Annotated in this window: 25 protein-coding genes; 16 read left to right on the top strand and 9 right to left on the bottom strand. The window is 45.1% G+C overall.

What is annotated here, in order from left to right; all coding sequences use genetic code 11:
- The coding region (locus QUB26_RS17045) for a calcium-binding protein (protein WP_333318946.1) at positions 1 to 1,281 on the top strand (1,281 nt) is incomplete at its 5' end.
- Between the two features lie 247 nt (positions 1,282 to 1,528).
- Here QUB26_RS17045 and rlmN read toward each other — a convergent pair.
- Entirely contained in the window at positions 1,529 to 2,644 is a 1,116-nt protein-coding gene (rlmN, locus tag QUB26_RS17040; protein WP_333250474.1) for a 23S rRNA (adenine(2503)-C(2))-methyltransferase RlmN, read from the bottom strand.
- A 339-nt stretch (positions 2,645 to 2,983) separates the two neighbouring features.
- Between rlmN and lgt the strand changes: the two genes are divergently transcribed.
- From lgt to QUB26_RS17020, 4 genes are all read left to right on the top strand, one after another.
- Positions 2,984 to 3,877, top strand: coding sequence for a prolipoprotein diacylglyceryl transferase (lgt, locus tag QUB26_RS17035; protein WP_333318943.1), 894 nt, complete (start codon positions 2,984 to 2,986; stop codon positions 3,875 to 3,877).
- 120 nt (positions 3,878 to 3,997) lie between these two features.
- On the top strand, positions 3,998 to 4,777 hold the full coding sequence (gene cobM / locus QUB26_RS17030; protein WP_333242647.1) for a precorrin-4 C(11)-methyltransferase: 780 nt from the start codon (positions 3,998 to 4,000) through the stop codon (positions 4,775 to 4,777).
- 156 nt (positions 4,778 to 4,933) lie between these two features.
- Positions 4,934 to 5,770, top strand: coding sequence for a dienelactone hydrolase family protein (locus tag QUB26_RS17025; protein ID WP_333242644.1), 837 nt, complete (start codon positions 4,934 to 4,936; stop codon positions 5,768 to 5,770).
- Positions 5,771 to 5,922: 152 nt separating this feature from the next.
- A complete protein-coding gene (locus QUB26_RS17020) occupies positions 5,923 to 6,405 on the top strand; it encodes a flavin reductase family protein (RefSeq protein WP_333225004.1) in 483 nt (160 codons plus the stop codon).
- Between the two features lie 49 nt (positions 6,406 to 6,454).
- On the opposite strand, the gene QUB26_RS17015 is transcribed toward QUB26_RS17020, so the two are convergent.
- On the bottom strand, positions 6,455 to 6,961 hold the full coding sequence (locus QUB26_RS17015; protein ID WP_333242639.1) for a pyroglutamyl-peptidase I family protein: 507 nt from the start codon (positions 6,959 to 6,961) through the stop codon (positions 6,455 to 6,457).
- A gap of 46 nt (positions 6,962 to 7,007) precedes the next feature.
- Between QUB26_RS17015 and hisH the strand changes: the two genes are divergently transcribed.
- From hisH to QUB26_RS16980, 7 genes are all read left to right on the top strand, one after another.
- Entirely contained in the window at positions 7,008 to 7,643 is a 636-nt protein-coding gene (gene hisH / locus QUB26_RS17010) for an imidazole glycerol phosphate synthase subunit HisH (RefSeq protein ID WP_333242636.1), read from the top strand.
- Positions 7,644 to 7,907: 264 nt separating this feature from the next.
- The gene (gene rsmD, locus QUB26_RS17005; protein WP_333242633.1) at positions 7,908 to 8,450 is read left to right on the top strand and encodes a 16S rRNA (guanine(966)-N(2))-methyltransferase RsmD; all 543 of its coding nucleotides are present in this window, start codon (positions 7,908 to 7,910) and stop codon (positions 8,448 to 8,450) included.
- Between the two features lie 256 nt (positions 8,451 to 8,706).
- Positions 8,707 to 10,167: a phosphoglucosamine mutase gene (glmM, locus tag QUB26_RS17000; protein ID WP_333242674.1), complete on the top strand. Its 1,461-nt coding sequence runs from the start codon at positions 8,707 to 8,709 to the stop codon at positions 10,165 to 10,167.
- Between the two features lie 186 nt (positions 10,168 to 10,353).
- Positions 10,354 to 11,328: a hormogonium polysaccharide biosynthesis glycosyltransferase HpsN gene (gene hpsN / locus QUB26_RS16995; RefSeq protein WP_333242630.1), complete on the top strand. Its 975-nt coding sequence runs from the start codon at positions 10,354 to 10,356 to the stop codon at positions 11,326 to 11,328.
- Positions 11,329 to 11,359: 31 nt separating this feature from the next.
- Entirely contained in the window at positions 11,360 to 12,529 is a 1,170-nt protein-coding gene (hpsO, locus tag QUB26_RS16990) for a hormogonium polysaccharide biosynthesis glycosyltransferase HpsO (protein WP_333242626.1), read from the top strand.
- Positions 12,530 to 12,570: 41 nt separating this feature from the next.
- A complete protein-coding gene (locus tag QUB26_RS16985; RefSeq protein WP_333242623.1) occupies positions 12,571 to 12,918 on the top strand; it encodes a hypothetical protein in 348 nt (115 codons plus the stop codon).
- Positions 12,915 to 13,094 (top strand): hypothetical protein, encoded by a 180-nt coding sequence (locus tag QUB26_RS16980; protein WP_333242621.1) that lies wholly within the window; start codon positions 12,915 to 12,917, stop codon positions 13,092 to 13,094. The genes QUB26_RS16985 and QUB26_RS16980 overlap by 4 nt, the downstream gene beginning before the upstream one ends.
- A 155-nt stretch (positions 13,095 to 13,249) precedes the next feature.
- On the opposite strand, the gene QUB26_RS16975 is transcribed toward QUB26_RS16980, so the two are convergent.
- Together QUB26_RS16975 and QUB26_RS16970 are read right to left on the bottom strand one after the other, a co-directional pair.
- Positions 13,250 to 13,882, bottom strand: coding sequence for an RloB family protein (locus QUB26_RS16975; RefSeq protein ID WP_333242618.1), 633 nt, complete (start codon positions 13,880 to 13,882; stop codon positions 13,250 to 13,252).
- Positions 13,875 to 15,266 (bottom strand): ATP-binding protein, encoded by a 1,392-nt coding sequence (locus QUB26_RS16970; RefSeq protein WP_333242615.1) that lies wholly within the window; start codon positions 15,264 to 15,266, stop codon positions 13,875 to 13,877. The genes QUB26_RS16975 and QUB26_RS16970 overlap by 8 nt, the downstream gene beginning before the upstream one ends.
- A 12-nt stretch (positions 15,267 to 15,278) precedes the next feature.
- On the opposite strand from QUB26_RS16970, the gene QUB26_RS16965 reads away from it, so the two are divergent.
- Positions 15,279 to 16,637, top strand: coding sequence for a glycosyltransferase (locus QUB26_RS16965; RefSeq protein WP_333242612.1), 1,359 nt, complete (start codon positions 15,279 to 15,281; stop codon positions 16,635 to 16,637).
- A gap of 12 nt (positions 16,638 to 16,649) precedes the next feature.
- Here the strand turns inward: QUB26_RS16965 and QUB26_RS16960 are convergent, their stop codons facing one another.
- From QUB26_RS16960 to QUB26_RS16945, 4 genes are all read right to left on the bottom strand, one after another.
- The gene (locus QUB26_RS16960) at positions 16,650 to 18,626 is read right to left on the bottom strand and encodes a TerD family protein (protein ID WP_333242609.1); all 1,977 of its coding nucleotides are present in this window, start codon (positions 18,624 to 18,626) and stop codon (positions 16,650 to 16,652) included.
- A 408-nt stretch (positions 18,627 to 19,034) separates the two neighbouring features.
- Positions 19,035 to 19,595 (bottom strand): TerD family protein, encoded by a 561-nt coding sequence (locus QUB26_RS16955; protein WP_333242605.1) that lies wholly within the window; start codon positions 19,593 to 19,595, stop codon positions 19,035 to 19,037.
- A 232-nt stretch (positions 19,596 to 19,827) separates the two neighbouring features.
- Positions 19,828 to 20,253, bottom strand: coding sequence for a DUF4359 domain-containing protein (locus QUB26_RS16950; RefSeq protein WP_333242602.1), 426 nt, complete (start codon positions 20,251 to 20,253; stop codon positions 19,828 to 19,830).
- A 322-nt stretch (positions 20,254 to 20,575) separates the two neighbouring features.
- Positions 20,576 to 21,541 (bottom strand): M48 family metallopeptidase, encoded by a 966-nt coding sequence (locus QUB26_RS16945; protein WP_333202267.1) that lies wholly within the window; start codon positions 21,539 to 21,541, stop codon positions 20,576 to 20,578.
- Between the two features lie 316 nt (positions 21,542 to 21,857).
- On the opposite strand from QUB26_RS16945, the gene QUB26_RS16940 reads away from it, so the two are divergent.
- The 3 genes from QUB26_RS16940 to QUB26_RS16930 are packed head-to-tail and all read left to right on the top strand — an operon-like array spanning position 21,858 to position 23,154.
- Entirely contained in the window at positions 21,858 to 22,409 is a 552-nt protein-coding gene (locus QUB26_RS16940) for an acireductone dioxygenase (RefSeq protein ID WP_333318941.1), read from the top strand.
- A 2-nt stretch (positions 22,410 to 22,411) separates the two neighbouring features.
- Positions 22,412 to 22,828, top strand: a complete 417-nt coding sequence (locus QUB26_RS16935; protein WP_333318939.1) for a XisH family protein — start codon at positions 22,412 to 22,414, stop codon at positions 22,826 to 22,828.
- The gene (locus tag QUB26_RS16930) at positions 22,816 to 23,154 is read left to right on the top strand and encodes a XisI protein (RefSeq protein WP_333318937.1); all 339 of its coding nucleotides are present in this window, start codon (positions 22,816 to 22,818) and stop codon (positions 23,152 to 23,154) included. The genes QUB26_RS16935 and QUB26_RS16930 overlap by 13 nt, the downstream gene beginning before the upstream one ends.
- 6 nt (positions 23,155 to 23,160) lie before the next feature.
- Here the strand turns inward: QUB26_RS16930 and QUB26_RS16925 are convergent, their stop codons facing one another.
- Entirely contained in the window at positions 23,161 to 24,780 is a 1,620-nt protein-coding gene (locus QUB26_RS16925) for an NAD(P)/FAD-dependent oxidoreductase (RefSeq protein ID WP_333318934.1), read from the bottom strand.
- Between the last annotated feature and the right edge of the window lie 166 nt (positions 24,781 to 24,946).

The following is a 24,946-nucleotide window of genomic DNA, read 5'->3' as shown; positions in this document are numbered from 1 at the left end:
CCCGATCCCAGTCCCTCGCCGACGCCGACAGGTACACCGACACCCGATCCCAGTCCCTCGCCGACGCCGACAGGTACACCGACACCCGATCCCAGTCCCTCGCCGACGCCGACAGGTACGCCAACTCCGACGCCTACAGGTACGCCAACTCCGACGCCGACAGGTACGCCAACTCCGACGCCGACAGGTACGCCGACGCCGACAGGTACGCCGACGCCAACTCCGACGCCGACGCCGACAGGTACGCCGACGCCGACAGGTACGCCAACTCCGACGCCTACAGGTACGCCGATGCCGACAGGTACGCCAACTCCGACGCCGACAGGTACGCCAACTCCGACGCCGACAGGTACGCCAACTCCGACGCCGACAGGTACGCCGACGCCCGATCCAAACTGCATTGGCGATCGCATTGAAAGGCCAAATCTCGATCGACCAAATCCAGTTGATAATATTATCAACGGCAATTCCGGCATCCTAATCGGTACTCCCAGAAATGACGGTTACTTTGGCAACAGTCCCAATATATTCAATGCCAAAGCAGGTAACGACAACCTAATTGGTGGCAACAGCCCAGACATTTTCAACGGCAACGAAGGCAACGACTTCATCAATGGAAATCGCGGAAATGATATCCTACTTGGCGGCAAAGGTAACGACATCATTATCGGCGGTGAAGACGAGGATCTCATCTTCGGAGATAAGGGGAATGATTCGATTAACGGTAAAGAGGGCAATGACTTCATTTATGGCAATGCAGGCGTCAACTTTATCGATGGTGGTAAAGGAAACGATATCCTAATTGGCGGCAAAGATAGCGATGCGATTGTCGGAAGTCAAGGCAGTGATTCTATCTTCGGACAATTTGGAGATGACACTCTGTGCGGGGATGCTGGCAACGATTTACTCTGTGGCAACGAGAATAATGACCTCATAGATGGCGGAGCTGGAAATGATACCATTTATGGCGGTGAAAACAGCGACACCCTCCTCGGTTGTACTGGCAGCGATTTATTGTTCGGAGATTTAGGAGATGACAGCTTGATTGGCGGGCTGGGCAATGACACGTTTGCGATCGGCAACAATCTCGGAATCGATATTATTTCCGACTTTGTTAAAGGCGAAGATGTGTTGGGATTGTCTCGCGGCTTGAGTTTCAACCAATTGGAAATTAGTCAGAGTAATAACAGCGCTTTGATTAAGGTGAATGGAATTGCGATCGCCTCTTTAACTGGAGTCAATGCTTCGCTAATTGATGTTAACGATTTCCGAACAGTTTAACCACAGTAATAGGATGCCCCGGATCGTAGTTTCTCAATCATTGAGAAAATAACGCACTCCGGGGCATCCTACGACAATAATTTTTGGCGGTTAAAAACCAATACGGTTCAGTTAACACTGCTAATTCCCCGGAGATCCCTTGCAGCATCCCCCGAATCGTTGCGGGGACTTTCACCCCCCCTTTTCCCCCCTTTTTTAGGGTGGCTAGGGGGGATTTGTTTTATCTGAACCGTATTGGGTTAAAAACCTAAGCCTCCACCTCGGATGCCCGCAATTGTCCGCAGGCTGCATCTGCTTCTAAGCCGCGAGAATACCGCACGCTAACTGCAATTTTCTTTTCCTTCAAAGTCGCAACGAAACTGTTAATTCGATTGGGAGTCGGTCGCTTATATTCAGCTTCCTGAATCGGATTGTAAGGAATCAAATTGACGTGACACTGAAAGCCGCGCAACTGACTAGCTAACTCGGCTGCGTGTTCCGGCAAGTCATTCACACCTGCTAAAAGTACGTATTCAAAACTCAATCTACGCCCGGTCGATCGCACATATTCCCGACATTCTGCGATTAACTCACCCAAAGGATAAGGGCGGGCGCTAGGAATTAACTCTTCGCGCAATCTTTGATTGGAAGCGTGGAGGCTGACGGCGAGGGTAACTTGCAGTTGATGTTCAGCGAGTTGGCTGATGCGATTGCGAATTCCTACTGTAGAAATGGTGATGTTTCGCTGCCCAATTCCTACGTCTTGATTCAAACACTTGACAGCAGCTACAACATTATCGAAATTCAGCAGGGGTTCGCCCATTCCCATAAATACGATGTGGCTGACTCTGCGGCCGAAATCTTGCTGTACAGTCAAAACTTGATCGACGATTTCGTGTTTTTCTAAATTGCGCTTGAAACCGCCTTTTCCCGTAGCGCAAAAGTCGCAGCCCATCGCGCAGCCAACTTGGGCTGAGACGCACACAGTCAGCCGTTTATCGGTGGGAATGCCGACTGTTTCAATGATTTGACCGTCTGCCAATTTTAATAGATACTTTACCGTGGCGTCTGGTGCGACCGATCGATAATGAATAGTCGATCGCCCGATCGGGATTTTAGCAACAGTCTCGCGCCACTGTTTCGAGAATACAGAAATGTCAGAGATCGATCGCGCGCCTCTCTCATAAATCCACTGGTACAACTGCTTCCCGCGATAAGCAGGTTGCCCGTTTTGCTGCACCCACTCCGTTAACTCAGCTAAACTCGCCCCCAGCAAGGGCGGAATTTTACCCGACTCAACAGCCAAAGCAGCAGTCTTGCGAGACTGATTCGCACCCTTGGAATTACCAGAAGAGTACACCTGAGAAACGGAAGTAGGAGACATAGGTCATCAGAAAATTTAAAGCCACCTTCTATATTAAAACTTCTCGACCCAAGCTGCAGTTAATCGTCAAAAAGGAGAAGTCTCGATCCCCCTAAATCCCCCTTAATCAGGCGAACTTTCAGAATAATCCGGTTCCCCCCTAAAAAAAGGGGGGTTAGGGGGCATCTTATTGTGGACTCACAAAGAAAACTCCAGACATCAATGTCCGCAACAAAGTTAATATTTGGTAAAATTCCACAAAAATTGCATTTAAATGACGGCAGCCACCTAAAATAAACTCTGTAGTTTGTTCAAGGGTATGCAATCTGACTGCTTTCCATCACAATTAATGCAACTTTTATGGTGCTAAATATTCTTGCGTTGCCCTTAGCGTTTCAATTTACATCGCCGGGCCCAATTATCTTTCAACTTGGCCCCGTAGCCATTCGCTGGTACGGGCTGTTGATAGCTTCAGCCGTCTTGATTGGGGTCAGTCTGTCCCAATACTTGGCCCAAAAACGCCGCGTCAACCCAGAATTATTGGGTGATTTGGCAATTTGGCTGGTTTTGGGCGCTATTCCCTGCGCTCGAATTTACTATGTGGCTTTTGAGTGGCAGCAATACGCCCAGAGGCCTGAAGATATTATTGCGATTTGGAAAGGCGGAATTGCCATTCACGGGGCGATTTTGGGCGGCACGATCGCAGCTTTAATTTTTGCGAAAATTCAGCGAGTTTCTTTTTGGCAATTGGCAGATTTAATCGCGCCTTCGGCAATTCTCGGTCAGGCGATCGGACGCTGGGGAAATTTCTTTAACTCCGAAGCTTTTGGCAGTCCTACGGATTTGCCTTGGAAACTCTATATTCCGCCAAACAGCCGCCCGCCCGCCTACGCTAATTTTGAATACTTCCACCCCACGTTTCTCTACGAATCACTGTGGAATGTGACAGTATTTGGGTTGCTTCTGACTTTGTTTTTCCGCGATTTGCAGGGCAAAATTCGCTTAAAAATTGGTGCTTTATTTTTGGTTTATATCGCAGCTTACAGTTCCGGTCGAGTCTGGATTGAAGGGTTGCGGACTGATAGTTTGATGTTCGGGCCGCTGCGGACAGCACAGATGGTAAGCTTGACTGGGATTGTTTTAGGGTTGGGCGGGTTAGCTTGGCTTTATTTGCTCGATCGACCTTTACCTGATGTTGTCTCCCCGAATAGCGATCGGGCAAAGATCACTCCGAAATTGCCAGAGGATCAATAAAAAACCCCAGAGAGGTTAGTCTCTAGGGTTCAAAACCAGGGTGCATCTACCATCTATTACTTCCAACCAAAATAGGTACATCCGGAAGCGTCCGTAAATTTAGCAAATTTTTTAGCAGCCATGAGTTTGACAGAGATTGAAGCCCTAATTCCAGGGGTATACATTGTAGGTGCAGGCCCGGGAGACCCGGATTTGTTGACTGTTAAGGCTCAAAAATTACTGGCTGCAGCCGATGTCATATTATTTGCTGATTCGTTAGTTCCAGAGCAAATTTTGCAGGGAGTACGCGCGGATGCTGAAGTGATCCAAACTGCGGATAAGACCCTGGAAGAGATTGTACCTTTGATGGTGGAACGAGTGCGCGAGGGTAAAAGCGTCGTCCGCCTCCATTCCGGCGATCCCTGTCTCTACGGGGCTGTGGGCGAACAAATGCAAGCTTTGGCCTCCGAGGGAATTGCTTTTGAGGTAATTCCGGGAATTAGCGCTTTCCAACTTGCGGCGGCTAAACTTAAAATTGAGTTGACAGTTCCGGGAGTTGTGCAGACAATTATTTTGACGCGAATTAGCGGCAGAACCGAAGTGCCCGATCGCGAAGAATTGGCGAGTTTAGCGGCTCATCAAGCGAGTTTGTGCCTGTATTTGAGCGCCCGCCATGTCGAAAAAGCTCAAGCTAAATTGATGGAACATTACCCATCTGATTTGCCTGTAGCGATTTGTTATCGGTTGGGCTGGCCCGATGAAAAAATTGTGCTAGTTCCCCTTGACAAAATGGCAGTTGCTACCCGCGAAAATAATTTGATCAGAACGACAATGTATGTTATTAGTCCGGCGTTGGGAAAATCGGCAGAAGGGCGATCGCGCTTGTACCATCCAGAGCACGATCGGCTTTTCCGTCAGTAGTCAGTTGGCAGTTGACAGTAGTCAGTCAGTAGTAGTCAGTAGTAGGTTGGGTTGAGGGACGAAACCCAACATCCAATTCATGAGTGTTGGGTTTCGTTCCTCAACCCAACCTACAGAATAAAAACTAATAATCAATAACCAATAACCAAATCACAAATGAAAGACTTAACTCGCAGACAATTTATCACTGTCACCGCATTAAGCGCCGGATTTACTTTAGCAGTTCATCCTCTGGCGGCTGCCGTCATCAATACGGATGCTGCTGGTTTAGTTGCCGGTGAGGTAAAAATTCCCGTAAAAGACGGCTCAATTCCAGCCTACAGAGCAATGCCAGCCAGCGGCAGCAATTTTCCAGTAATTTTAGTAATCCAAGAAATCTTCGGAGTTCACGCGCACCTTCAAGATATTTGCCGCCGTTTGGCAAAATTAGGTTATTTAGCGATCGCCCCTGAAATGTTTGCCCGTCAAGGTGATGTTTCTAAAATCACCGACATTCAAGAAATTAGGAGTAAAGTTGTCTCGAAAGTTCCTGACGAGCAAGTTATGTCCGATTTAGATGCAACCGTAGAGTGGGCACAAAAGTCAGGAAAAGGCAATATTAATAAGTTGGGAATTACAGGATTTTGCTGGGGTGGCAGAATTGTTTGGCTGTACTCTTCTCACAACCCGAAAGTCAAAGCAGGAGTGGCTTGGTACGGGCGTGTAGTTGGCGATTCTACGGCTTTAACTCCCAAACAGCCGATCGACATTGCAGCAACTTTGAAAGTGCCTGTCTTGGGGCTTTACGGCGGCAAAGACGAGGGAATTCCCAACGATACAGTCGAGAAAATGCAGGAAGTTCTCAAAACTGGTAGCAGCGGTTCCGAAATTGTGCTTTATCCAGATGCGCCCCACGCTTTTAACGCCGACTATCGCCCCAGTTACCGGAAAAAAGAAGCTGAGGATGGTTGGAAACGGATGCAAGATTGGTTTAAAAAGTATGGAGTTTCATAATAGTTGTGAGTTGTTAATTTTCACTTAAAACTGGTGTCAAGTTTGGGATCGAAAAAGGCAATATTAGCGAATAGCCCTTAAGACAGGTGGGTTTGTGGGCCCGACATTGGTAAACTGAGCGGTGTAGAATTATCGATCGAACAGGTAAGCCCGTGCTAGACGAACAAGCTAAAAAGACCATCTTGCGGAAAATCCCTCACGGATTGTACATCTGCGGTGTCAAAGACGGGGAGGAAGTCAACGGTTTCACCGCTAGCTGGGTGATGCAATCTTCCTTTACCCCTCCCTTAGTTGTCAACTGCGTCAAGCAAGACTCCAAATCCCACGCCATGATCAAAGCCAGCGGTGTCTTTGCTTTGAGTTTCCTAGAAGCAGGGCAAAAAGAGTTAGCCCAGAAATTCTTCAAGCAGCAGCGCCGCGTTGGCAATAAATTTGAGGATGTAGAATTTTATCCGGGCGCGGAAACTGGTTGTCCGATTATCTCGGATTCTCTGGGTTACATCGAGTGTAAAGTTGTCGGTTCTGTGGAACACGGAGACCACACAGTTTATGTGGGAGAAGTTTTGGCAGCCGGCGTCCACCGAGAAGGAAATCCGTTGCTGCTAGAAAGCACCGGTTGGAATTACGGCGGTTAGAAAGTTGGCAATTGGCAATTGGCAGTTGTCAGTTGTCAGTTGTCAGTTGTTAAGGGATGCGAGTTAAAATTAATAAAAAATCGGCGACAATTTTGTCGGCATTTTCTTCTGTCAAAATTGGTACGTGTACGAAAATACATTTGGTGCTAAGTTGAGAATCTGCAAGGTGTTTTAAAACTGCATAATAGAGGGCTTCGCATACAAATTTTCCGGCTTCGTGGCTGATTTCTGTTGCAGCTAAATCAGCGACTAGCGGTTCGAGATTAACTGCGGTTTTCCGAATGTCGCTATCGCAGCAAGCGCAAGATTCCACGGTTAATTTTTGCCGGCTTTCGGCCATGCCACAGCAGATAATAGTGTCGGGTTGGAGTTGGTTGATTTGGGCGATCGCCAAATTTGGTGCTAGCTGAAAATCTACGGGCAGTTTCCTCAAAAAAGTCAGGGAATCAGGCAAAGATTTCATCTGGGAAATCTTGGCTAATAAGTCGTCCGAAGAGTTGGATTGCTGATGGGGAAGCCAAGTATCAAATGAGGTTAGCAGGATTTTCGCTGTCATATTTGTGCAATAATACTGATATTGATAATATAAGGCAAGTAAGTCAATGTCTGTCATTGCAGTAGTAGACTATGACATGGGCAATCTGCACTCAGTCTGTAAAGGCTTGGAAAATGTGGGTGCAGTGCCAAAAATTACAGATTCTCCTGCTATAATCGAGCAGGCTGATGCGGTGGTTTTGCCGGGAGTGGGTTCGTTTGACCCGGCAATGCAGAATTTACGATCGCGCAATTTGATAGAACCGATAAAAAGGGCGATCGCCTCTGGAAAACCTTTTTTAGGCATTTGTTTGGGTTTGCAAATTCTGTTTGAAAGTTCCGAAGAAGGCGTAGAACCGGGATTGGGCGTTATTGCCGGAAAAGTGCGCCGATTTCGCTCGGAACCTGGTTTGACAATTCCCCACATGGGATGGAATCAATTGGAATTTCCTGGGCCGGATTTGCCGCTGTGGGAAAATTTACCGTCTGATCCTTGGGTTTATTTCGTGCATTCTTATTATGTCGATCCAGTTGATTTGGAAGTGCGATCGGCAATCGTGAGTCACGGTAGTCAAAACGTGACGGCAGCTATAGCTAAAGACAATCTGATGGCCGTGCAATTTCACCCCGAAAAGTCTTCGAGTACGGGATTGCAAATGCTGTCAAATTTTGTCAGTCTGGTGAGGGAAAAAGTACCCGCTTAGGTGGAATGAATCTTTAAAAACCCGGTAGATTGCCGAAACCGGGTTTGACATTTTTAAAAGTATTCTTTCTTCCTGACATCCGTTACATCTGAGATGTTGCACCATTCTCAATTACTTGTTTAGGAACAGGCAAGATGCCTGTTCCACAAGAAAATTCACTCTTTGTGGAACGGGCATCTTGCCTGTTCTTGAGAATGGTGCAAGATGTGAGTTACATCCGTTACATCCGTTACAGAATCCGTTGCCGAACTTCCTTCTTCCTAAATGAGTTTAAGAATCTGTGGCAATCGCCAAATAAAAACCCTGCCGGGACTCGCAACTCGCCCTACACCTTCGCGAGTCAGAGAAGCTTTATTTAATATTTGGCAAGGGACGATCGCAGATTGCAGATGGCTTGACATTTGTACCGGCAGTGGTTCCATGGGTGCAGAAGCTTTGTGTCGGCAAGCCGCTAGTGTCACTGGCATCGAACAGTCGGCGAAAGCTTGTGCGATTATCCGCGAAAACTGGGAGCAAGTAGCAGACTCGTCCCAAACATTCCAAATACTGCGGGGAAACGCGACGGCGAAATTGGCAACACTAGCGGGGCAGCAGTTCGATCGCATTTACTTCGATCCGCCCTACGCCAGCGACTTGTACGAACCTGTGTTAAACACGATCGCCAGCCAAGAAATGCTAGCACCAAATGGCGAAATGGCCGTCGAACACAGCCCGGAGCGATCGACACAAGCGATTTCCGGCCTAGAAATTTGCCGCCACAAAGTATACGGCAATACAGCATTAACTTTCTATAGCCGCAGTTGCTGATCGGCTCAAACCGCAGCACCGTCACGCCTGGAGGCAGAAAGAAACCGGGTTTCCGGGCGTGGGCGCCCCCGGTACTAAAAGTTTTTCCCTTGAATACCATACAAATTTTTCCGATGAAGTTAAGCTTTGTGCGTAGGTTGTCAGAGCAAGTTGCCTCAGCAATTGACGAAATAAATGAAGTTTAGGCTGAAAATAAAGACTTTCAGTTGTAACATGAACCCAAAGTGTGAGTGTGAATATTCCTAAAGGAGTGAATATGGTTCAGACACCTTCGCGCCCTCGTGGCAGCGAGTTTCCGGCTGCTAACTCGGTACAGCCAGTCAAACGCGATACGATTCTGCTGGGAGATAGCCTCCCCCTGCCCAATACCAAACTCTTCGGCACAGACGGCATTCGCGGGAAAGTTGGAGAATTGCTGAATGCACCCCTAGCCCTGCAAGTGGGCTTCTGGGCTGGACAAGTTCTACGCCAAAATTCCCCCAACCAGGGCCCTGTGATTTTGGGGCAAGACAGCAGGAATTCCAGCGATATGCTGGCAATGGCACTGTCAGCGGGTTTGACGGCCGCCGGTTTGGAAGTGTGGAATTTGGGATTGTGTCCCACTCCCTGCGTTGCTTATCTGGCAAGCGTTTCGGAGTCGGTCGGCGGAGTGATGATTTCGGCTTCTCACAATCCCCCAGAAGACAACGGCATTAAATTTTTCGACTCAAACGGCTCCAAGCTGTCGCAGCAGTTGCAGGAACAAATCGAAGCGGGAATCCGGGGGGCAAAGGTTCCAATTGCTAGCTTAGGTTGGGGACACCACTACCATCGCTCTGAGTTGGTTAAAGATTATGCCACTTCGCTCTGTGATTCGCTGCAACAGATGAATTTGGAGGGAATGCGGATAGTTTTGGATTTGGCTTGGGGGGCTGCCGCAGGTTTGGCGCCGGCGGTGTTCGCGCAAATGGGGGCGGATGTGATCTGTTTGCACGACTCTCCTGATGGATCTCGTATTAATGTTAACTGCGGTTCTACTCATCTCGACAGTTTGCAAGCGGCGGTTTTGGAACACAATGCCGATTTGGGATTTGCTTTTGACGGCGATGCCGATCGAGTTTTGGGTGTTGACAACCAAGGGCGAACGATTGACGGCGATTACATTCTTTATCTGTGGGGCCGGCAGTTGCGCGAGTCCCAACAGTTACCATCCAATTTAATTATTTCTACTGTAATGGCTAACCTCGGCTTCGAGCGAGCTTGGGAAGAATTGGGCGGCAAACTAATTAGAACGAACGTCGGAGATCAGTACGTTCACGCTGAAATGCAGCGCACTGGTGCGATGTTGGGCGGCGAACAGTCGGGACACATTCTTTGTCCGCATTACGGTATCAGCGGCGACGGTTTGCTGACGGCTTTGCATTTGGCTTCGCTGGTGCGCCAGTCCGGGGAATCTTTGGCACAATTGGTAAGTGGCAGTTTCCAAACTTATCCGCAGTTGTTGCGAAATATTCGGGTGGACGATCGCGAAAAACGCCTGAAATGGCACGAGTGCGAGGCAATGCAAAGTGCGATCGATCGTGCTACAACAGCAATGGGAGAACAGGGACGGGTTTTGGTTCGCGCTTCTGGCACTGAACCGCTAATCCGAGTTATGGTGGAAGCGGCCAGCGCCGAATTGGCTAATTTCTGGACTGAAAATTTAGTTTTAGCCGTTCAGCAACACATCGCTATCTGATGGAAATGGGGAAGTGCTAGAACTTTTGAATTTTGAGTTTTGAGTTTTGAGTTGAAATCTTTTAATTCAAAATTCATAAATCAAAATTTCTAACTATTAATTTCGAGTTTTAATCAACTTCTCCAAAAATAACGAGGGGGGCAGGCATCCTGCCTACCCTTAACTTTATTTTCACTCAATTGTGTGATGATGATTTCTGTTGTGATACCTACCTACAACCGCGAGCAACCTCTGCGAGAGACATTGGCTGATGCGATTAGGCAAAATTACCCGAATTTTGAAGTGCTGGTAATTGATCAAACTCGCACCCACGAATCGGAAACTCAAGTTTATTTAGAGGAATTGGCAAATGCTGGCCAAATTCGCTGGTTTAGAGTAGATTGGGCGAGTTTACCGGCGGCTCGAAATTATGCAGTGCGGCGCGCAGTTGGAGAAATTATTTTATTTATTGATGATGATGTACAATTGCCAGATGGTTTTTTGGCGGCTCACGCTGACAATTATTTAGAAAAACCCGATGTGGGATGTGTGGCGGGCAGGGTTTTTGACAGAATGAAACTCGATAATTCTGGAGGCGATTTGGCGATCGAATATTTGCCCTCAGAAGCTATGGATCCAGGCATTGCCTGGTATTTTATGGATTTGGTGCATACAGTAAAACCGCAGCAGGTGCTCTCGGCTAGAGGCTGTAATATGTCATTTCGCCGACAGGTTTTTGCCGAGTGCGGGCTGAGGTTTGACGAGCGGTTTGCAGGGAGTGCGGTGCGGGAGGAGTCGGATTTTTGTTTGAGATTGCGATCGACTGGCATGAAAATTTGGTACGATCCCAATGCGTGTTTAGTTCACTTGGGGGAAGAGAGCGGCGGGTGTCACGATGTCAGTACGCGATCGATCGAGTATCAAGTCACATTTTATCACAACCATTTCCTCATGGGATTGAAAAATTTAACAGCCTTTCAATGCCTGCGATTTTTCGCCAAACTCTTTGACTGCCACGTTTTGGGAAATCCACCTTGTTATAAAAGCGCCTCGCCTATTAAAATTATAACTAGATTTGCTTTTTATATCCTGGGTTTTCTCAGTGCTATAAATACACTAATTCAATCTCTGTGGAATGATGGACAAAGTTATAGCCATCAAGACCAGATTAACGATCAATAATTACCTATTCTCCATTCGCCCTTCCCAATAAATGAGAATTCTCGTGGCTAGTCACACCTATATTGTGGACATTAATCGGGAAAAATTCAAGATATTAGCCAACCTAGAACCCGATATTGAAGTAACAGTTGTAGTGCCGCAGCGTTGGAAACCCGGAGGCATACAAAATAAAATTATAGAAACGAAATTTTATCAAAAAGGCTCATTTAAAGTAGTCCCAGTCTCCAACTTTAGTCAAAACAATCAAGGATTGCTAACTTTTGGTACAGATTTAATTGGAGTTCTGCAGAAAATTAAACCGCAGATAATTCAAGTTGAACAAGGTTCAAAATCTATTGCTTGCGCTCAGTTAATTTTACTAAATAAACTGCTAAAACTGGAAGCAAAAAATATATTATTTACTTGGTGGAATCTGCCTTATCAATTGAATTGGCCGGTTTCAGTCTTAGAAAATTACAATCTTCAGCACACCGACGGAATTATTGCAGGTAACTTAGATGGAGCTAAAATTTTGCGGCAGCGGGGCTATGAAGGTGCGGTAAAAGTAATGCCGCAACTCGGAGTAGATGAAACTTTGTTTCGCCCCACTGGTAAAGACGCTGATTTATCGCGCAGGTTCGGTATTAAACCGACCGATTTTGTGGTAGGATTTGTAGGGCGATTTGTCGAAGAAAAAGGACTGTTGACTTTAGCTGAAGCCTTGGCAGGGTTGAAAAAAAGCTCTTGGAAGTGGCTGTTAGTAGGACAAGGAAAATTGCGGACGCACCTCGCCGAAAAATGTATTGAATGGGGAATCAGCGATCGAATAATCTGGGTAGAAAGCGTTTCCCACGAAGAAATTCCCCCTTACATTAACTTAATGAACTGTTTGGTATTGCCTTCGCAAACCAGCTATAAATTCAAAACTTTGACCACGGTGGGCTGGAAAGAACAATTTGGTCACGTTTTAATTGAAGCGATGGCCTGTAAAATTCCGGTGATTGGTTCCGACTGCGGGGAAATTCCCCACGTCATCGGCGATGCGGGCTTATTATTCCCAGAAGGAAATGCAGGGGTTTTGCGAGAATGTTTGGAGAAATTGATGAAGCGGCGGGAGTTGGCGGCCGATTTGGGCGATCGGGGTTATCATAGAGCGATGAGCAATTATACCAATAAAGCTTTAGCTGAGCAGTTATTGGAATTCTACAAAGAATTGTTGTAACTTTTAGCTATAATGCAAGTGTTAAATAAAAACTGTAGTAAATGTCTATTCCTCCCGACATACGCTCTTTGGTTAACGAACTCTACCAGGTATTAGACGATAGCGAGCGCCAAGCAACGCAGGGACTTTTTGCACTTAGAAGAGCCATGTCTCTTTTTCCCCAGAATGAAATACTGATGCAATACTTTTCTTCCATCACCAATTTTCAATTCAACGTAGCAGGTACTCGCTTACAAGCAGAGCACATTGTGGGCAATGTATTGATGGCTGGTGTGCCCGATGAAGATGTTCAAAAAGCAGGAGATTATTTAGCAGCCTTGCTAAAGATGGCTCCAGAAACTAAAGTTATGATAAAAAACGTAGTTGAGAAATTAGAAGTATTGCCATGAAACAATTACCTGATGAAAGCCAACTCCTGGAAATCCTGGAAATTGTGAAAGCGGCGGAAGCCAAAGCCAGTGAGATGTATGAATTTTCCAAGAAAATGGCTCACAATACCCAGATTACAGCAACAAAGAGAGAGGAAGCTGAACAGCTAGAGGGGCAGCCTTTTGCAGATAGATAATTAAATTTGTAATGGGAAATGTTGATATGTTGATTTAAATAACTATCCCTGATGCGGATTCTCCAAATTATCCCCTCAATTTCTCTCGTCTACGAAAGTTGCAGGGCTTACGCATGGGGCGGCTATAAACCCGGTTTCTACGACTTTCTCCTTCATCAATCAGGAATAAAACTGTTAAGTTCTTCGACTAGCAAATGTACTGTTGTTGAAGGATTATCACTTTCAGGGTTGGGGCGGTCGTATTCAATTAAAAGCCGTTTTGCGTGTTTAATTGCATCTTGCTGTTTGTCTTTTAGTTCCTCATAAATCGTCTTGCTGTTTTTCTTATACTCGTGTCCCAATTTATTGGTTAGCATATTTTGATAACGCTGGCGAGAAATTCCCGTATTATAAAAATCGAAGTGCAGCAAATACCACAATTCAAAAGCATCATTTGAATAAGCTACGTCAATGCCGTTATTTCTTGCAAGAGTTATGGCTGAATTAAAATTTTGCGAGTCGTTAGGATTTTTAGGGTTTTTATCGCGATCGAACACGCACCAAAATCGGTCTTTTTCGTCGGATTCTGTGTCGTTTTTTAACTCAATAGCTTTTTCTACTAAACTCTTCGTATTTTTTCCTTCTCCTTTGATATCCAGCTTAATTACCTTTGTGTCTACCGGGAAACTTCTAAAATAGTTGGGTTCTGTTTTCTCACCTTCGCACACGATTAAAAACCATCTTCTAGTTTTAACCTTTCTATTGTAGTAATCAATATTTGTTTTTCTAGACGAACTTTTTTTATTCATGAAGTTCACCTATTAGTTCTTTGAAATTACCAATAAAAGGGATAGCTCCATACTTACCCATAATGTAATCGCGCTCAAGTGAGGCATCTTTTCCTACTTTATACTCTACCAAAGAATACAAATCAGTAGCGCCCTTGTTGTCCTTTTCGGTAAACCATATTTGATCCTTGCGAAAAGTCTTGCTGCTGAGTAAGTTTGTGTCGTGTGTCGTGAATATAAGCTGTGCGTTGTGCGGATTAGTCTCGTTAGAATTGAATAAGCAGATTAATTCGCGAGTAATCAGCGGATGCAGTCGGGCATCAAGTTCATCTATGAATAAAATCTTTCCTGTCCTCAAAGTATCGAGAAGCAGCCCTGCTAATGCAAACAGTTTGTTTGTTCCCTCGGATTCATGCTTTTCGATATCGAATAGTACCTTAGAAGTCTGCTTACCGTCAGCATCATATTTTGGGTGAAGTGTGTGCACGTGCACCGTAGTTTTGGTTTCAGAGTTAGGGTATAAATTACCGTAGGAGCCACCGTATTTTTCTGTATTATTAGAAATAAAAAATACAGGAGGTGGAATATTAATCTTGATCTCATCAATACCTAAAATACCTAAGTCTAATTTTTTGATAAATTCAATAATATCGTGTCTGTGCCCAGCATTCTCCAAAGACTCCAAGGTTTGCTTGCGGTATTCTCTATCTTCCAAGCCTGATATCAATTGCAAAGTTTTACTGAACCACCGCAATATTTTACCAGAAATTTTACCATTAAATTGTGCGACTACAGAAAGAAATAAAGCATTACTTCGGGTTTTATCGATAATTCCTTGTCCCTCTGGGAAATCATCTAATATATAATTATCAAAATCCCGTTCAAAAAGCATTTTTTCTTCACTGTCATCAGATTGAAATAGCCACTCAGAAACAACTTCCCGCGCGTTCACCTCAAAACCGTACCTAAAAGTTTTGTCTTCTAGTAGAAAAACGATTTCAAAGAAAGACGGCTCTTTTTCTGTCTCCGTACTTAGCCTAAATGCTTCAATATCGATCGCCTCTGAAACTTGCGTTTCTTTGGATGAGTTTAGGACAAACCATTTCATAAAGTTAATAGCAGCAACAATGTTGCTCTTACCACTGGCGTTAGCTCCATAAATAGCAGCACTTTTGAGTAAGCTTAACTTATCATTAATTGGGAATACATTATTTTCATCCAGCTCTTTGTCTTCCTCAGTAATTGACGAAGCTACCAGGCTGAGGGTGACAGTTTCTTTAAAAGATTTGTAGTTGCCGACGCTGAATCCAATCAGCATAACTTGCCTCCGATCGCCTAAATTAGTATAACGTGCAAATTTTGCAATTCTTTCTATAATAACACAACCAGCTACCTCAGCTAACACCAAGTGCTAACCATGCGAATTCTCCAAATTATCCCCTCAATTTCCCTCGTCTACGGCGGGCCGAGTCAAATGGTACTCGGACTTTCTGCGGCCCTCGCTTCCCAAGGCATCGATGTCACAATTATCACCACAGATTCTAACGGAGATATCGGTCAACTTCCTTTAGATGTTCCTTTAAATCAACCAATAAAACAAAGCGGTTATCAAATTATTTATTTCCGCTGTTCTCCGTTTCGTAGATATAAGTTTTCTCTCTCGTTATTGCAGTGGTTAAATGAAAACGCGCGACAGTTTGACTTGGCTCACATTCACGCTCTTTTCTCACCAGTAACTACCCTCGCGGCTACAATTGCAAGATATCATCATTTGCCATATATTATGCGTCCCTGCGGTATGCTTGACCCTGCCGATTTGCAGAAAAAAAAGCGCTTGAAACAGATTTATGCCACGCTTTTAGAACGCCCTAATTTAGCAGGTGCTGCTGCAATTCATTTCACAAGTAAAGAAGAGGCTAAAATCTCAGAAAGATTTGGTTTGGGTAGCACAGGCAAGATGCCTGTGCCACGGGATTTGGACTTCACAGGCAAGATGCCTGTGCCACGGGATTTGGACTTCACAGGCATCTTGCCTGTGCCACGGGATTTGGACTTCACAGGCAAGATGCCTGTGCCACGGGATTTGGATTTCACAGGCAAGATGCCTGTGCCACGGGATTTGGACTCCACAGGCAAGATGCCTGTGCCACGGGATTTGGTGATTCCATTGGGGGTGACAGCAGGTTTGTTTCCTAAGAGATTGCGGGAATCTGAAGTGCCAATTATCTTATTTATGTCGCGAATTGAACCTAAAAAAGGGCTTGATTTGTTAATTCCAGCCTTAGAAAGTATTTTGGCATTGGGCATAGAGTTTCACTTTATTTTAGCTGGTTCAAATCCCCAAGATGCTGAGTATGAAACACAAATTAAAGTACAAATTCAGAATTCAAGCTTAGCAAAATACACAACAATAACTGGCTTTGTGAGCGGTGATTTAAAAGTTGAACTATTGACAAAAGCCGACTTATTTGTATTGCCTTCTTATTACGAAAACTTTGGCATTGCTGTAGCCGAAGCGATGGCTGCGGGTGTACCTGTCGCCATTTCCGATCGCATACATATTGCGGAAGACATACAGCAAGCAGAAGCTGGCTGGGTAGAACCTTTGGAAATAGGGGCGATCGCCAATTCAATCAAATCAGCACTTCTCAATCCACAGGAGCGTCAACGGCGGGGATTGAACGGCCAAGAGTATGCCAAAAAGCATTATAACTGGGAGGCGATCGCCCAACAAACTATCGATGCTTACCAGCAAATTTTGTCATCTATTAACTAATGCAACAGCCGTTTACCTTTTACTTCTTCTCCTGCTGCGAGTTCTTGTGCTGCTGCTATCAGAATATGCAGGCGAGATTTTTTCAACGCTGCTATTGCTTTTAACAGCAGTAGACTCAGAGTTTGAGGTAGCAGTCGCGGATTTTCTTCTAATTATAATCGGAACATTAACAGAGCGACCGCAGGGTCTGCCGAAGGAATCTATGTTCCTTCGATAATCGCAGATTGCAGCCTCTGCACTCGGTTCTTGACAATCATTAATAAAGCTTTGTGCTAATTGGTAATTCTTGCCGTCTCCCTGCTTTAAGAAAAGTTCTCCCGCTTGTTGAAAGTCTGCTACTGCTGGCGATTTTGTTCCCAACATACAGCGAATAGCACCTCGTTCCAAATAAGCCAAACCATAATTAGGATTAACGCGAATAGCTTCTTCATAATCCCCGATCGCCTTTTGCTTGTTTCCCAATTCATAGTATGCTTGACCGCGACCGAAATAAGCTTCTGCCAAGTTAGGATTAAATTGCAGCGCTCGATCGTAATTGTAAATTGCCTGCTGCTTGTTTCCCTGTTGGCCAGTAGCAATTCCCAATCCGAGGTAAGCTTGAGGTATGTTCGGATTCAGCGCTAAAGCTTGAGTAAAATTGGCGATCGCCCCCGGAACATCTCCCTTTTGAACTTTCAAAGAACCTTGGTTGCTGAAATTTGCAGCTTTTTGAGCGATCGCAACTCTTTGACTGATCACAGCGTGATTGGCTCGGTAATTAGATAACTTATTTTGAGCTAGATTATAAACCGGTGTACGTGAATCTATCGCTTCTAAAAGTGCGATCGCCTGTTGCCATTTACTTTGCGACTGCTGCCAAACTTCCATCGGATGAGGCGGTTTTTGCACAACCACAGCAGCTTCCATCGCCAAATTTTGAGCCGTTGCTAGACTTTCTGCCGCCTGTAAGTTTTGGGCTATTGGAACCAAAATCGGGCGCAGTTGCAGCAAATCTGCTCTAGCTTGCTGATACCCAAAGCCGGGGAAGTTAGGAATTTTCTCTAAATTGGCGATCGTTTCTTTAAGTCGTTTATCCAAACTTCTGAGCAAATTGACATCGGTGGCTTTTCCTGCATTCTGCGTGTCAAGTGCCAGTATTTTCGCTTGGTTCAGCGTTTCATTTGCCGATCGCATAAAGGCGATCGTCCCTACACTTGTTCCCAACACCAAAACCCCTAAACCTGCTAATAAAGCTGCGGGTATTTTGCGGCTTCGCGAATTATTATTAACTTGATTGTTAATTCGTGATGGCTGTACCCTTCGAGTCTGACGAGACTGTTCCGCTTCCGGTTCTGAATCCACCTCCAAATCCCAAGCAGGCAACTGCAAATCATCTGCTGCTGTTCCCGCTGTCAACTCCCTACTAATGGGAGCAATATTATTGCTATTTCCGCTGTGATACTTGTCAACAAAACTCTGCAATCCTGCCTCATATCCTTGTCCTACCGCCTGAAATCTCCACTGTCCATTCTTTTTATACAAACGACCAAATTCTACAGCAGTCTCTCGCGAAAAATTCTCTTTTAATTCATAGCGAACCAGTTCGCTTCCCGTATCCAAATTGGTAATTTTGATAAAAGCATTTTTGATATTGCTAAAATTTGCCTTGATTTTATCTGCTTCGTGAATAGTGACAGCAAAAGTTATTTCCTCAATTTCAGGATTGATTTTCTCTAAAATAACGCCGTAAATACTCTTATTCTCTTGACCTCGGTTGTTTTTATCAGGAATCGATTGCAGTACCGAACCGTCACAGGATTGCAGATTATTGTAAAAGATAAAATATTTATCGTTAGGTAGTTTGCCGTCAGCACCTAGCATAAACGCAGAGACATCAATCTCGTAGCTTTGTCCTGCCTCTGTCACCTGCCAACCGAGGGCGATCGCCATTTTTTTTAAACCGGGCGCGTCTTTAGAAAGATTAAATCTCTCACCCTTACTTAATTGCATTACCATCTGCTTATTTGTTAAGCCTAAAATTTTATACTCCTAATTTTAATGTTAAGTGGCACAATAAGTTTTTTAATTAATGAAATTTAACAGAGTTTCTCTAATCGCGGGCTTGATTAAAAATATCTGCTGCCTGTATCTGAATTTATTGAGATTTACTTACAGAGAATTACCTAAGTGAAAACCGGGCTTTCTGCCCCAACCGGTTTCTACAATTGAACTTAATTTGACCCTACTTTTGAGCATTTTCAGAACTAGGTAACAAGGTAACAAATTTACCAAAAGCTCCAGACGAGACTGTTCCGCTTCCGGTTCTGACTCCACCTCCCACTCCCCAGCCGGAAACGGCCAATCATCGGTCGTTCCCGCTGCCAAGTCGTGAGTAATGGGAGAAATATTATTAATGTTTTAGCTGCAATACTTGTCAACAAAACTCTGCAATCCTGCCTGATATCCTGCTCCTACAGCCTGAAATCTCCACTCTCCATTCTTTCTATACAAACGACCAAATTCTACAGCAGTCTCTCGCGAAAAATTCTCTTTTAATTCATACCGAACAAGTTCGCTTTTTGTATCCAAATTGGAAACTTTGATAAAAGCATTTTTGATATTGCTAAAATTTGCATTAATTTTATCTGCTTCGTGAATAGTCACAACAAAAGTTATTTCCTCAATTTCAGGATTAACTCTTTCTAAGATAACGCCGTAAATAGTCTTATTTTCTTGACTTCGGTTGTTTTTGTCAGGAATCGATTGCAGTACCGAACTGTCAAAGGATTGCAAATTATTGTAAAAGATCAAATATTTATCGTTAGGTATTTTGCCGTCAGCACCTAGCATAAACGCAGAGACATCAATATCGTAGCTTTGTCCTGCCTCTGTCACCTGCCAACCGAGGGCGATCGCCATTTTTTTTAAACCGGGCGCTTCTTTAGAGATATTAAATCTCTCACCCTTACTTAATTGCATTGCCATCTGCTTATTTGTTAAACATCAAACTTTATAGCGTTAATGTTAATATTAAGTGGGACACTAACTTTTCTTCTTTAAGAAAACTTAATATTTTGCCTCTAATAGCGTGGCTCATTAAAAATATGTGCTGCGCTCTCCGAATTTATTGAGATTTACTGATAGAGAATTACCTAAGCAAAAACCGGGCTTTCTAAAAAACCCGGTTTCGGCAATTGAACTTAATTTGACTCTACTTTTGAGCATTTTCAGAACTAGGTGGCAGCGTCACAAAATTACCAAAAGCTCCAACCGTTTGATAGCTTTTTTTGCCCAGTTCAGTTGTATAAATGCTGACAACGCCTAAATTCTGACGCTGCGTTGTATTGTCGAGCAAGCTTTCGATCGTGCCCCGCTGCGAAGTCAGCAAATTCTTGCAACTGCCGATCAAAGTATCTGTAATGCCGCCCAAAGCTTTCGGCACGCGAGAATCTTTGCACACAGTGTTTTCCAACTCGTTTTGGAGTACGCCGGAAGCATAAGTTAGGTATTGATCTCTCCCAGGATTTGTAAATGCCATGCCGGCGGCTAGCAGAGTCAGGGCGATCGCGACTTTTCCCACATTGCCGAAAAAATTAGAAGTTGGCTTGTTAGTATTCATTGCGTTATCAATATTCATTTTTTTTAGCCCCGTTGATTTATAAGCTTCTCTTGATTTAAACTACACCTCCTTAGAAACAGATTTCCGAAACGAGGGGACAGTTTTTAGATTGGAGGCCAGTTGCGAGCAAGTCTCTCACTGGTTTACCTTCCTTTTACGTTTCCCCCTCCCTCAAATCCGGTAAATCTTCAACAAAACATTTAGCTGGTTTAGCTGGTTAGCTGGTTCCTAGGCTCTGCCTGGGAACCGAGATCCAGAGGCTCTGCCTCGCTGCTCCTGGCGAAGAAGAGGCAGAGCCTCTGGATCTGCATCCCCAGGCTCAGCCTGGGGACGAGGAAACTTAGTTTCGCTTTGATTTTTGCCGATCGATCTCCCGCTGCAACTCTTCAATCTGACGGCGCAAAGCCTCCGTCTCGCTGTTAGGCGTTTGCGACTTCACATCAACCGCACCCTCAGCTACAGCCCGCTTGTAGTTCCCCAACTTAATTTGGCGGTATTCCTCGGAACTTGCCCAGTCTCGCAAATACCTCAGCCGTTCGACGGGGAAAGGGTGACTCAGCATCACGCCCTGGCCGCCGTTGTAAAGTAAAAATTTATACACTTGGTTGAGATTGTCTCGATCGAGCTCTTGATAGTTGTCAGACTGGCGGATAAATTCTTGCAAACTGCATTGGTCAGCATATTTACTGCTAACTCCCGCAAGTTTCATCATCGTCTTCATCACACTGTTTAAGTCATCCGTTACCAACAAAGCCGCCCGGTCTGCCGATAATTCCGCCTTGCGGCGCCACTCGTAAAAAGCGAAAATTAAACCGCTACCGACCATATTTCCCAGCCCGAAAGTCATCTCCCCAATTGTCGATGCCACGCTCATCGCCCACATCGCCATTTGATTTAAAGTTGGATGACCGCATTTAATGTGTCCCAACTCGTGAGCCAAGACTACCCGCAGTTCCGCCTCGTCCAACAAGTCTAAAAGACCAGTGTTTAATACTACATAAGGCTGGTTTTTTCCTAGGGCATAGCTGTTAACTGAGGGGTTCTGAGAAACAAACAAACCCGGTTCGGGAAAAACATCTAAAGCCTGCACGCACTCGCGAAATATATGATAAATGCTGGCATATTGGCGGGGCCCGACTTGAATGCTATTTCCCATTAGGTAAACGAATTGCGGTCGTTCGTAGATAAATTCTACAAATTTGCTGGCAATTAAGTCAAATCCAGGCACGCTGCGTAACGCTTCCTCAGCTTGGCGATCGAGGGGATGCTGAAATGCTTCGCTAGAAATTCCCGTATAAGTAGGCATAGTTGTTGCAAAAGTTACATTTAAGATATCAGTAATGCCATCGCTGCTGGTGCTAGCTGGCGCCTGACTTATAATATTATCGCGACAAATATTGAACTGTTCATCAGTCCTGGACCCACTCCGACAAAGAAACCGGGTTTTTTACCGAATTTACGGTGTGTAACGAAGTATTGCGTAAAAAAAACCCGGTTTCTGGGCTTCCCTGTAAGTCCTGTTCAAATTAGCGTTAAAATTGTGATTCTGGTACAGGCGCGATCGACAAACATCTTTCACAGTGCCAGTGTATCGCCTCACCCAAAAATTGGAACGTGCAAAAATGGCTATCCTGCAACTCGAAAACGGTACAACCTACACTCAACAAAGCGACATTGCGCGTGAACTCGCGCCCTTAAACATTCAACTCAACCGCTGGCCCGTGGGTGGCAGCGCTGAAATTCAAAATTTGTTAGCTAAAGATGCTCTTGACGACAATCAAAAAGAGCAAGTGTTGCAAGCCCTCGACGGCTACTTTCAACAGTTGTCGGAAAGTGCAGGCTATCAGGATCGCGACTTAATCGTACTGCACCCCGACATTCCCAACCTCGACACCATGCTGTCCAAATTCAACAAGTGCCACATCCACGCCGATGATGAAGTCCGCTATATCGTAGCAGGCGAGGGCATTTTCGGCTTCGTGCGGCCCGACGGCAGCCAAGTCGAACTCACAGTGCAGCCGGAAGAATTTATCAACGTGCCCGCGAATACAGAACACTGGTTTTATTTGACAGCAGCCCGGAAAATTAAAGCGGTGCGCTATTTTACCACCACAGAAGGCTGGACGCCGGAGTATACCGATACGGAAATTCGATCGGGCTTAGCCATCGTTTAAATATGCCAGCTAAAGATAAGTTTCATGAACTCGTCAAGACTGCCCTCCAAAATCAGGATTGGACAATTACTCATGATCCTTATCATATCGATCTGGGATTTGTTGATTTTTATATCGATCTGGGTGCAGAACAGTTATTAGCAGCGACAAAGGATAATGAAAAAATTGCGGTTGAAATCAAAACGTTTTTGGCACCATCGACGATTTCTGAATTTCATACCGCAGTGGGACAATTTATTAACTATCGGATTGCATTAGAATATGACGATCCCGATAGAACTCTTTACTTGGCAATTCCATTAGATATTTACAAAAGATTTTTCAAATACTCCTTTATTCAAAGGGTGATTGAACGCAATCAAATTCCGCTTTTAGTTTACGATACCGAAAAAGAGGAGATTTCTCAATGGATAAAGTAAGTTTGTATCGTCAATATATTCAGGAATTGCTAACTGAGCGAGCCCAGCGACGATCGCCTAGCGATCCAGTTTCCAGCGAGACGATTTTCGATCTGGTAAAGGATCGCTATCAACTTGTAAATGTGGGTTGGAAAAACGGTAGCACTCGGATTTATGGCTGTGTGATTCATGTAGATATTAAAGATGGGAAAATTTGGGTGCAGCATGACGGGACTGAAGAAGCGATCGCCGATCAGTTAGTAGCACGAGGTGTCCCATCCCAGGAAATTGTGCTGGCGTATCATGCACCTCATGTCCGACAATACACCGAATTTGCAGTTGGTTGATCCGCCTCAAATTTTGTGGTTTGAAGATTGCAAGATGCTCAAAGCAACCGCCTCCGCCACCTTAATCCCATCAATCCCCGCCGACAGGATTCCACCCGCATATCCTGCACCTTCCCCAGCAGGATAAAGACCTTCTGTATTCAAACTCTGATAATCTTCCTTGCGTTTAATCCGAATTGGTGAAGAAGTGCGCGTTTCCACCCCAGTCAAAACCGCATCATCCATCGCAAATCCTTTAATCTGTTTGTCAAAAGCCGGAAGTGCTTCGCGGATAGCTGCGATCGCATAATCGGGCAAACTTTCGCTCAAATCAGTCATCACAACTCCCGGCGTATAAGACGGCTGCACACTGCCTAGCGCCGTGGAAGGGCGATTCGCCAAAAAATCCCCCACAAGCTGCCCAGGGGCGTTATAAGTGCCACCTCCTAACTCAAATGCCCGCTCTTCTAGGCGACGCTGAAACTCAATTCCGGCTAAGGGATGACCCGGATAATCCTCCGGCGTGATACCGACAACAATTCCGCTGTTAGCATTGCGTTCATTGCGAGAATATTGACTCATCCCATTAGTGACAAGTCGCCCCGGTTCTGACGCAGCAGCCACTACCAAACCACCGGGACACATACAGAAACTGTACACAGAACGGCCGTTTTGGCAATGGTGAACCAGTTTGTAATCGGCGGCACCCAAAAGCTTATGGCCCGCGCGATCGCCAAAACGACAGCGATCGATGATAGTTTGGGGATGTTCCACCCGAAAACCAATAGAAAAAGGTTTGGCCTCGATGTAAACCCCGCGCGAAAACAACATTTCAAAAGTATCGCGGGCGCTGTGTCCCACCGCCAGAACTATATAATTACTAGCAATATATTCTCCACTGGCGAGGGTAAGTCCCTGCACTTTTCCATTTTCGATGTGGATATCTTCTACACGACTTTGAAACCGAATTTCTCCGCCTAATGCTTCAATTTGGGCGCGAAGGCTTTGGACAATTCCCACCAGTTTGAACGTACCAATATGCGGCTTATTAATATATAAAATTTCTGGTGAAGCTCCTGCATTCACAAGTTCCATCAACACCTTCCGCCCATAATGCTGAGGATCTTTAACTTGGCTGTAGAGTTTGCCATCGGAAAAAGTACCCGCGCCACCTTCGCCAAACTGGGCGTTAGATTCTGGGTTGAATTCTGCTTTTTTCTTCCAAAATCCAAAGGTATCAACCGTGCGATCGCGCACTGCTTTTCCGCGTTCTAAAAGGATAGGACGAAACCCCATTTGTGCCAGCATCAGACCTGCAAACATCCCGCACGGCCCTGTACCAATCACAAGGGGGCGAATCGTCAAATTGCTGGGGGCTTTGGCTACATAGCGATAATTAATGTCGGGTGTCACCATCACATGAGGATCTTTTTTGAAGCGCGCCAAAAGTTGCTTTTCCTGTGTCGTCTCTACGTCCACAATATAGACAAGGAGGATTTCTGCTTTTTTACGAGCATCGTAGCTGCGCTTGAAGATGGAATAGCTGAGCAATTCTTCGGGGGGAATTTGCAGCTTTTTGAGAATGGCACTGGCGATCGCATCTTGAGGATGATCGAGGGGGAGTTTTATTTCGGTTATTCTTAACATATAGCGGAAGGAAGAAGGAAGAAGGAAGAAGGAAGAAGGAAGAAGGAAGAAGGAAGAAGGAAGAAGGAAGAAGGAAGAAGGAAGGAGGAAGAAGGAAGAAGGAAGAAGGAAGAAGGAAGAAGGAAGAAGGAAGAAGAAAAATCCCGAACAGAAGTATTATAACTAT

Origin of the sequence: Microcoleus sp. B4-C1, assembly GCF_036705285.1 — a bacterium.
Classification (GTDB): domain Bacteria; phylum Cyanobacteriota; class Cyanobacteriia; order Cyanobacteriales; family Microcoleaceae; genus Microcoleus.
The sequence above is the reverse complement of the archived record's forward strand: the minus strand, read 5'-3'. Positions and strand labels throughout refer to the sequence as shown.

What these genes read in the sequence shown, in the direction of transcription:
- rlmN (WP_333250474.1), bottom strand. Translation starts at nt 2,644, where the DNA reads ATGTCTCCTACTTCCGTTTCTCAGGTGTACTCTTCTGGTAATTCCAAG.
- lgt (WP_333318943.1), top strand. Translation starts at nt 2,984, where the DNA reads ATGGTGCTAAATATTCTTGCGTTGCCCTTAGCGTTTCAATTTACATCG.
- cobM (WP_333242647.1), top strand. Translation starts at nt 3,998, where the DNA reads ATGAGTTTGACAGAGATTGAAGCCCTAATTCCAGGGGTATACATTGTA.
- QUB26_RS17025 (WP_333242644.1), top strand. Translation starts at nt 4,934, where the DNA reads ATGAAAGACTTAACTCGCAGACAATTTATCACTGTCACCGCATTAAGC.
- QUB26_RS17015 (WP_333242639.1), bottom strand. Translation starts at nt 6,961, where the DNA reads ATGACAGCGAAAATCCTGCTAACCTCATTTGATACTTGGCTTCCCCAT.
- hisH (WP_333242636.1), top strand. Translation starts at nt 7,008, where the DNA reads ATGTCTGTCATTGCAGTAGTAGACTATGACATGGGCAATCTGCACTCA.
- rsmD (WP_333242633.1), top strand. Translation starts at nt 7,908, where the DNA reads ATGAGTTTAAGAATCTGTGGCAATCGCCAAATAAAAACCCTGCCGGGA.
- glmM (WP_333242674.1), top strand. Translation starts at nt 8,707, where the DNA reads ATGGTTCAGACACCTTCGCGCCCTCGTGGCAGCGAGTTTCCGGCTGCT.
- hpsN (WP_333242630.1), top strand. Translation starts at nt 10,354, where the DNA reads ATGATGATTTCTGTTGTGATACCTACCTACAACCGCGAGCAACCTCTG.
- hpsO (WP_333242626.1), top strand. Translation starts at nt 11,360, where the DNA reads ATGAGAATTCTCGTGGCTAGTCACACCTATATTGTGGACATTAATCGG.
- QUB26_RS16985 (WP_333242623.1), top strand. Translation starts at nt 12,571, where the DNA reads ATGTCTATTCCTCCCGACATACGCTCTTTGGTTAACGAACTCTACCAG.
- QUB26_RS16980 (WP_333242621.1), top strand. Translation starts at nt 12,915, where the DNA reads ATGAAACAATTACCTGATGAAAGCCAACTCCTGGAAATCCTGGAAATT.
- QUB26_RS16975 (WP_333242618.1), bottom strand. Translation starts at nt 13,882, where the DNA reads ATGAATAAAAAAAGTTCGTCTAGAAAAACAAATATTGATTACTACAAT.
- QUB26_RS16965 (WP_333242612.1), top strand. Translation starts at nt 15,279, where the DNA reads ATGCGAATTCTCCAAATTATCCCCTCAATTTCCCTCGTCTACGGCGGG.
- QUB26_RS16960 (WP_333242609.1), bottom strand. Translation starts at nt 18,626, where the DNA reads ATGCAATTAAGTAAGGGTGAGAGATTTAATCTTTCTAAAGACGCGCCC.
- QUB26_RS16955 (WP_333242605.1), bottom strand. Translation starts at nt 19,595, where the DNA reads ATGCAATTAAGTAAGGGTGAGAGATTTAATATCTCTAAAGAAGCGCCC.
- QUB26_RS16950 (WP_333242602.1), bottom strand. Translation starts at nt 20,253, where the DNA reads ATGAATATTGATAACGCAATGAATACTAACAAGCCAACTTCTAATTTT.
- QUB26_RS16945 (WP_333202267.1), bottom strand. Translation starts at nt 21,541, where the DNA reads ATGCCTACTTATACGGGAATTTCTAGCGAAGCATTTCAGCATCCCCTC.
- QUB26_RS16940 (WP_333318941.1), top strand. Translation starts at nt 21,858, where the DNA reads ATGGCTATCCTGCAACTCGAAAACGGTACAACCTACACTCAACAAAGC.
- QUB26_RS16935 (WP_333318939.1), top strand. Translation starts at nt 22,412, where the DNA reads ATGCCAGCTAAAGATAAGTTTCATGAACTCGTCAAGACTGCCCTCCAA.
- QUB26_RS16930 (WP_333318937.1), top strand. Translation starts at nt 22,816, where the DNA reads ATGGATAAAGTAAGTTTGTATCGTCAATATATTCAGGAATTGCTAACT.
- QUB26_RS16925 (WP_333318934.1), bottom strand. Translation starts at nt 24,780, where the DNA reads ATGTTAAGAATAACCGAAATAAAACTCCCCCTCGATCATCCTCAAGAT.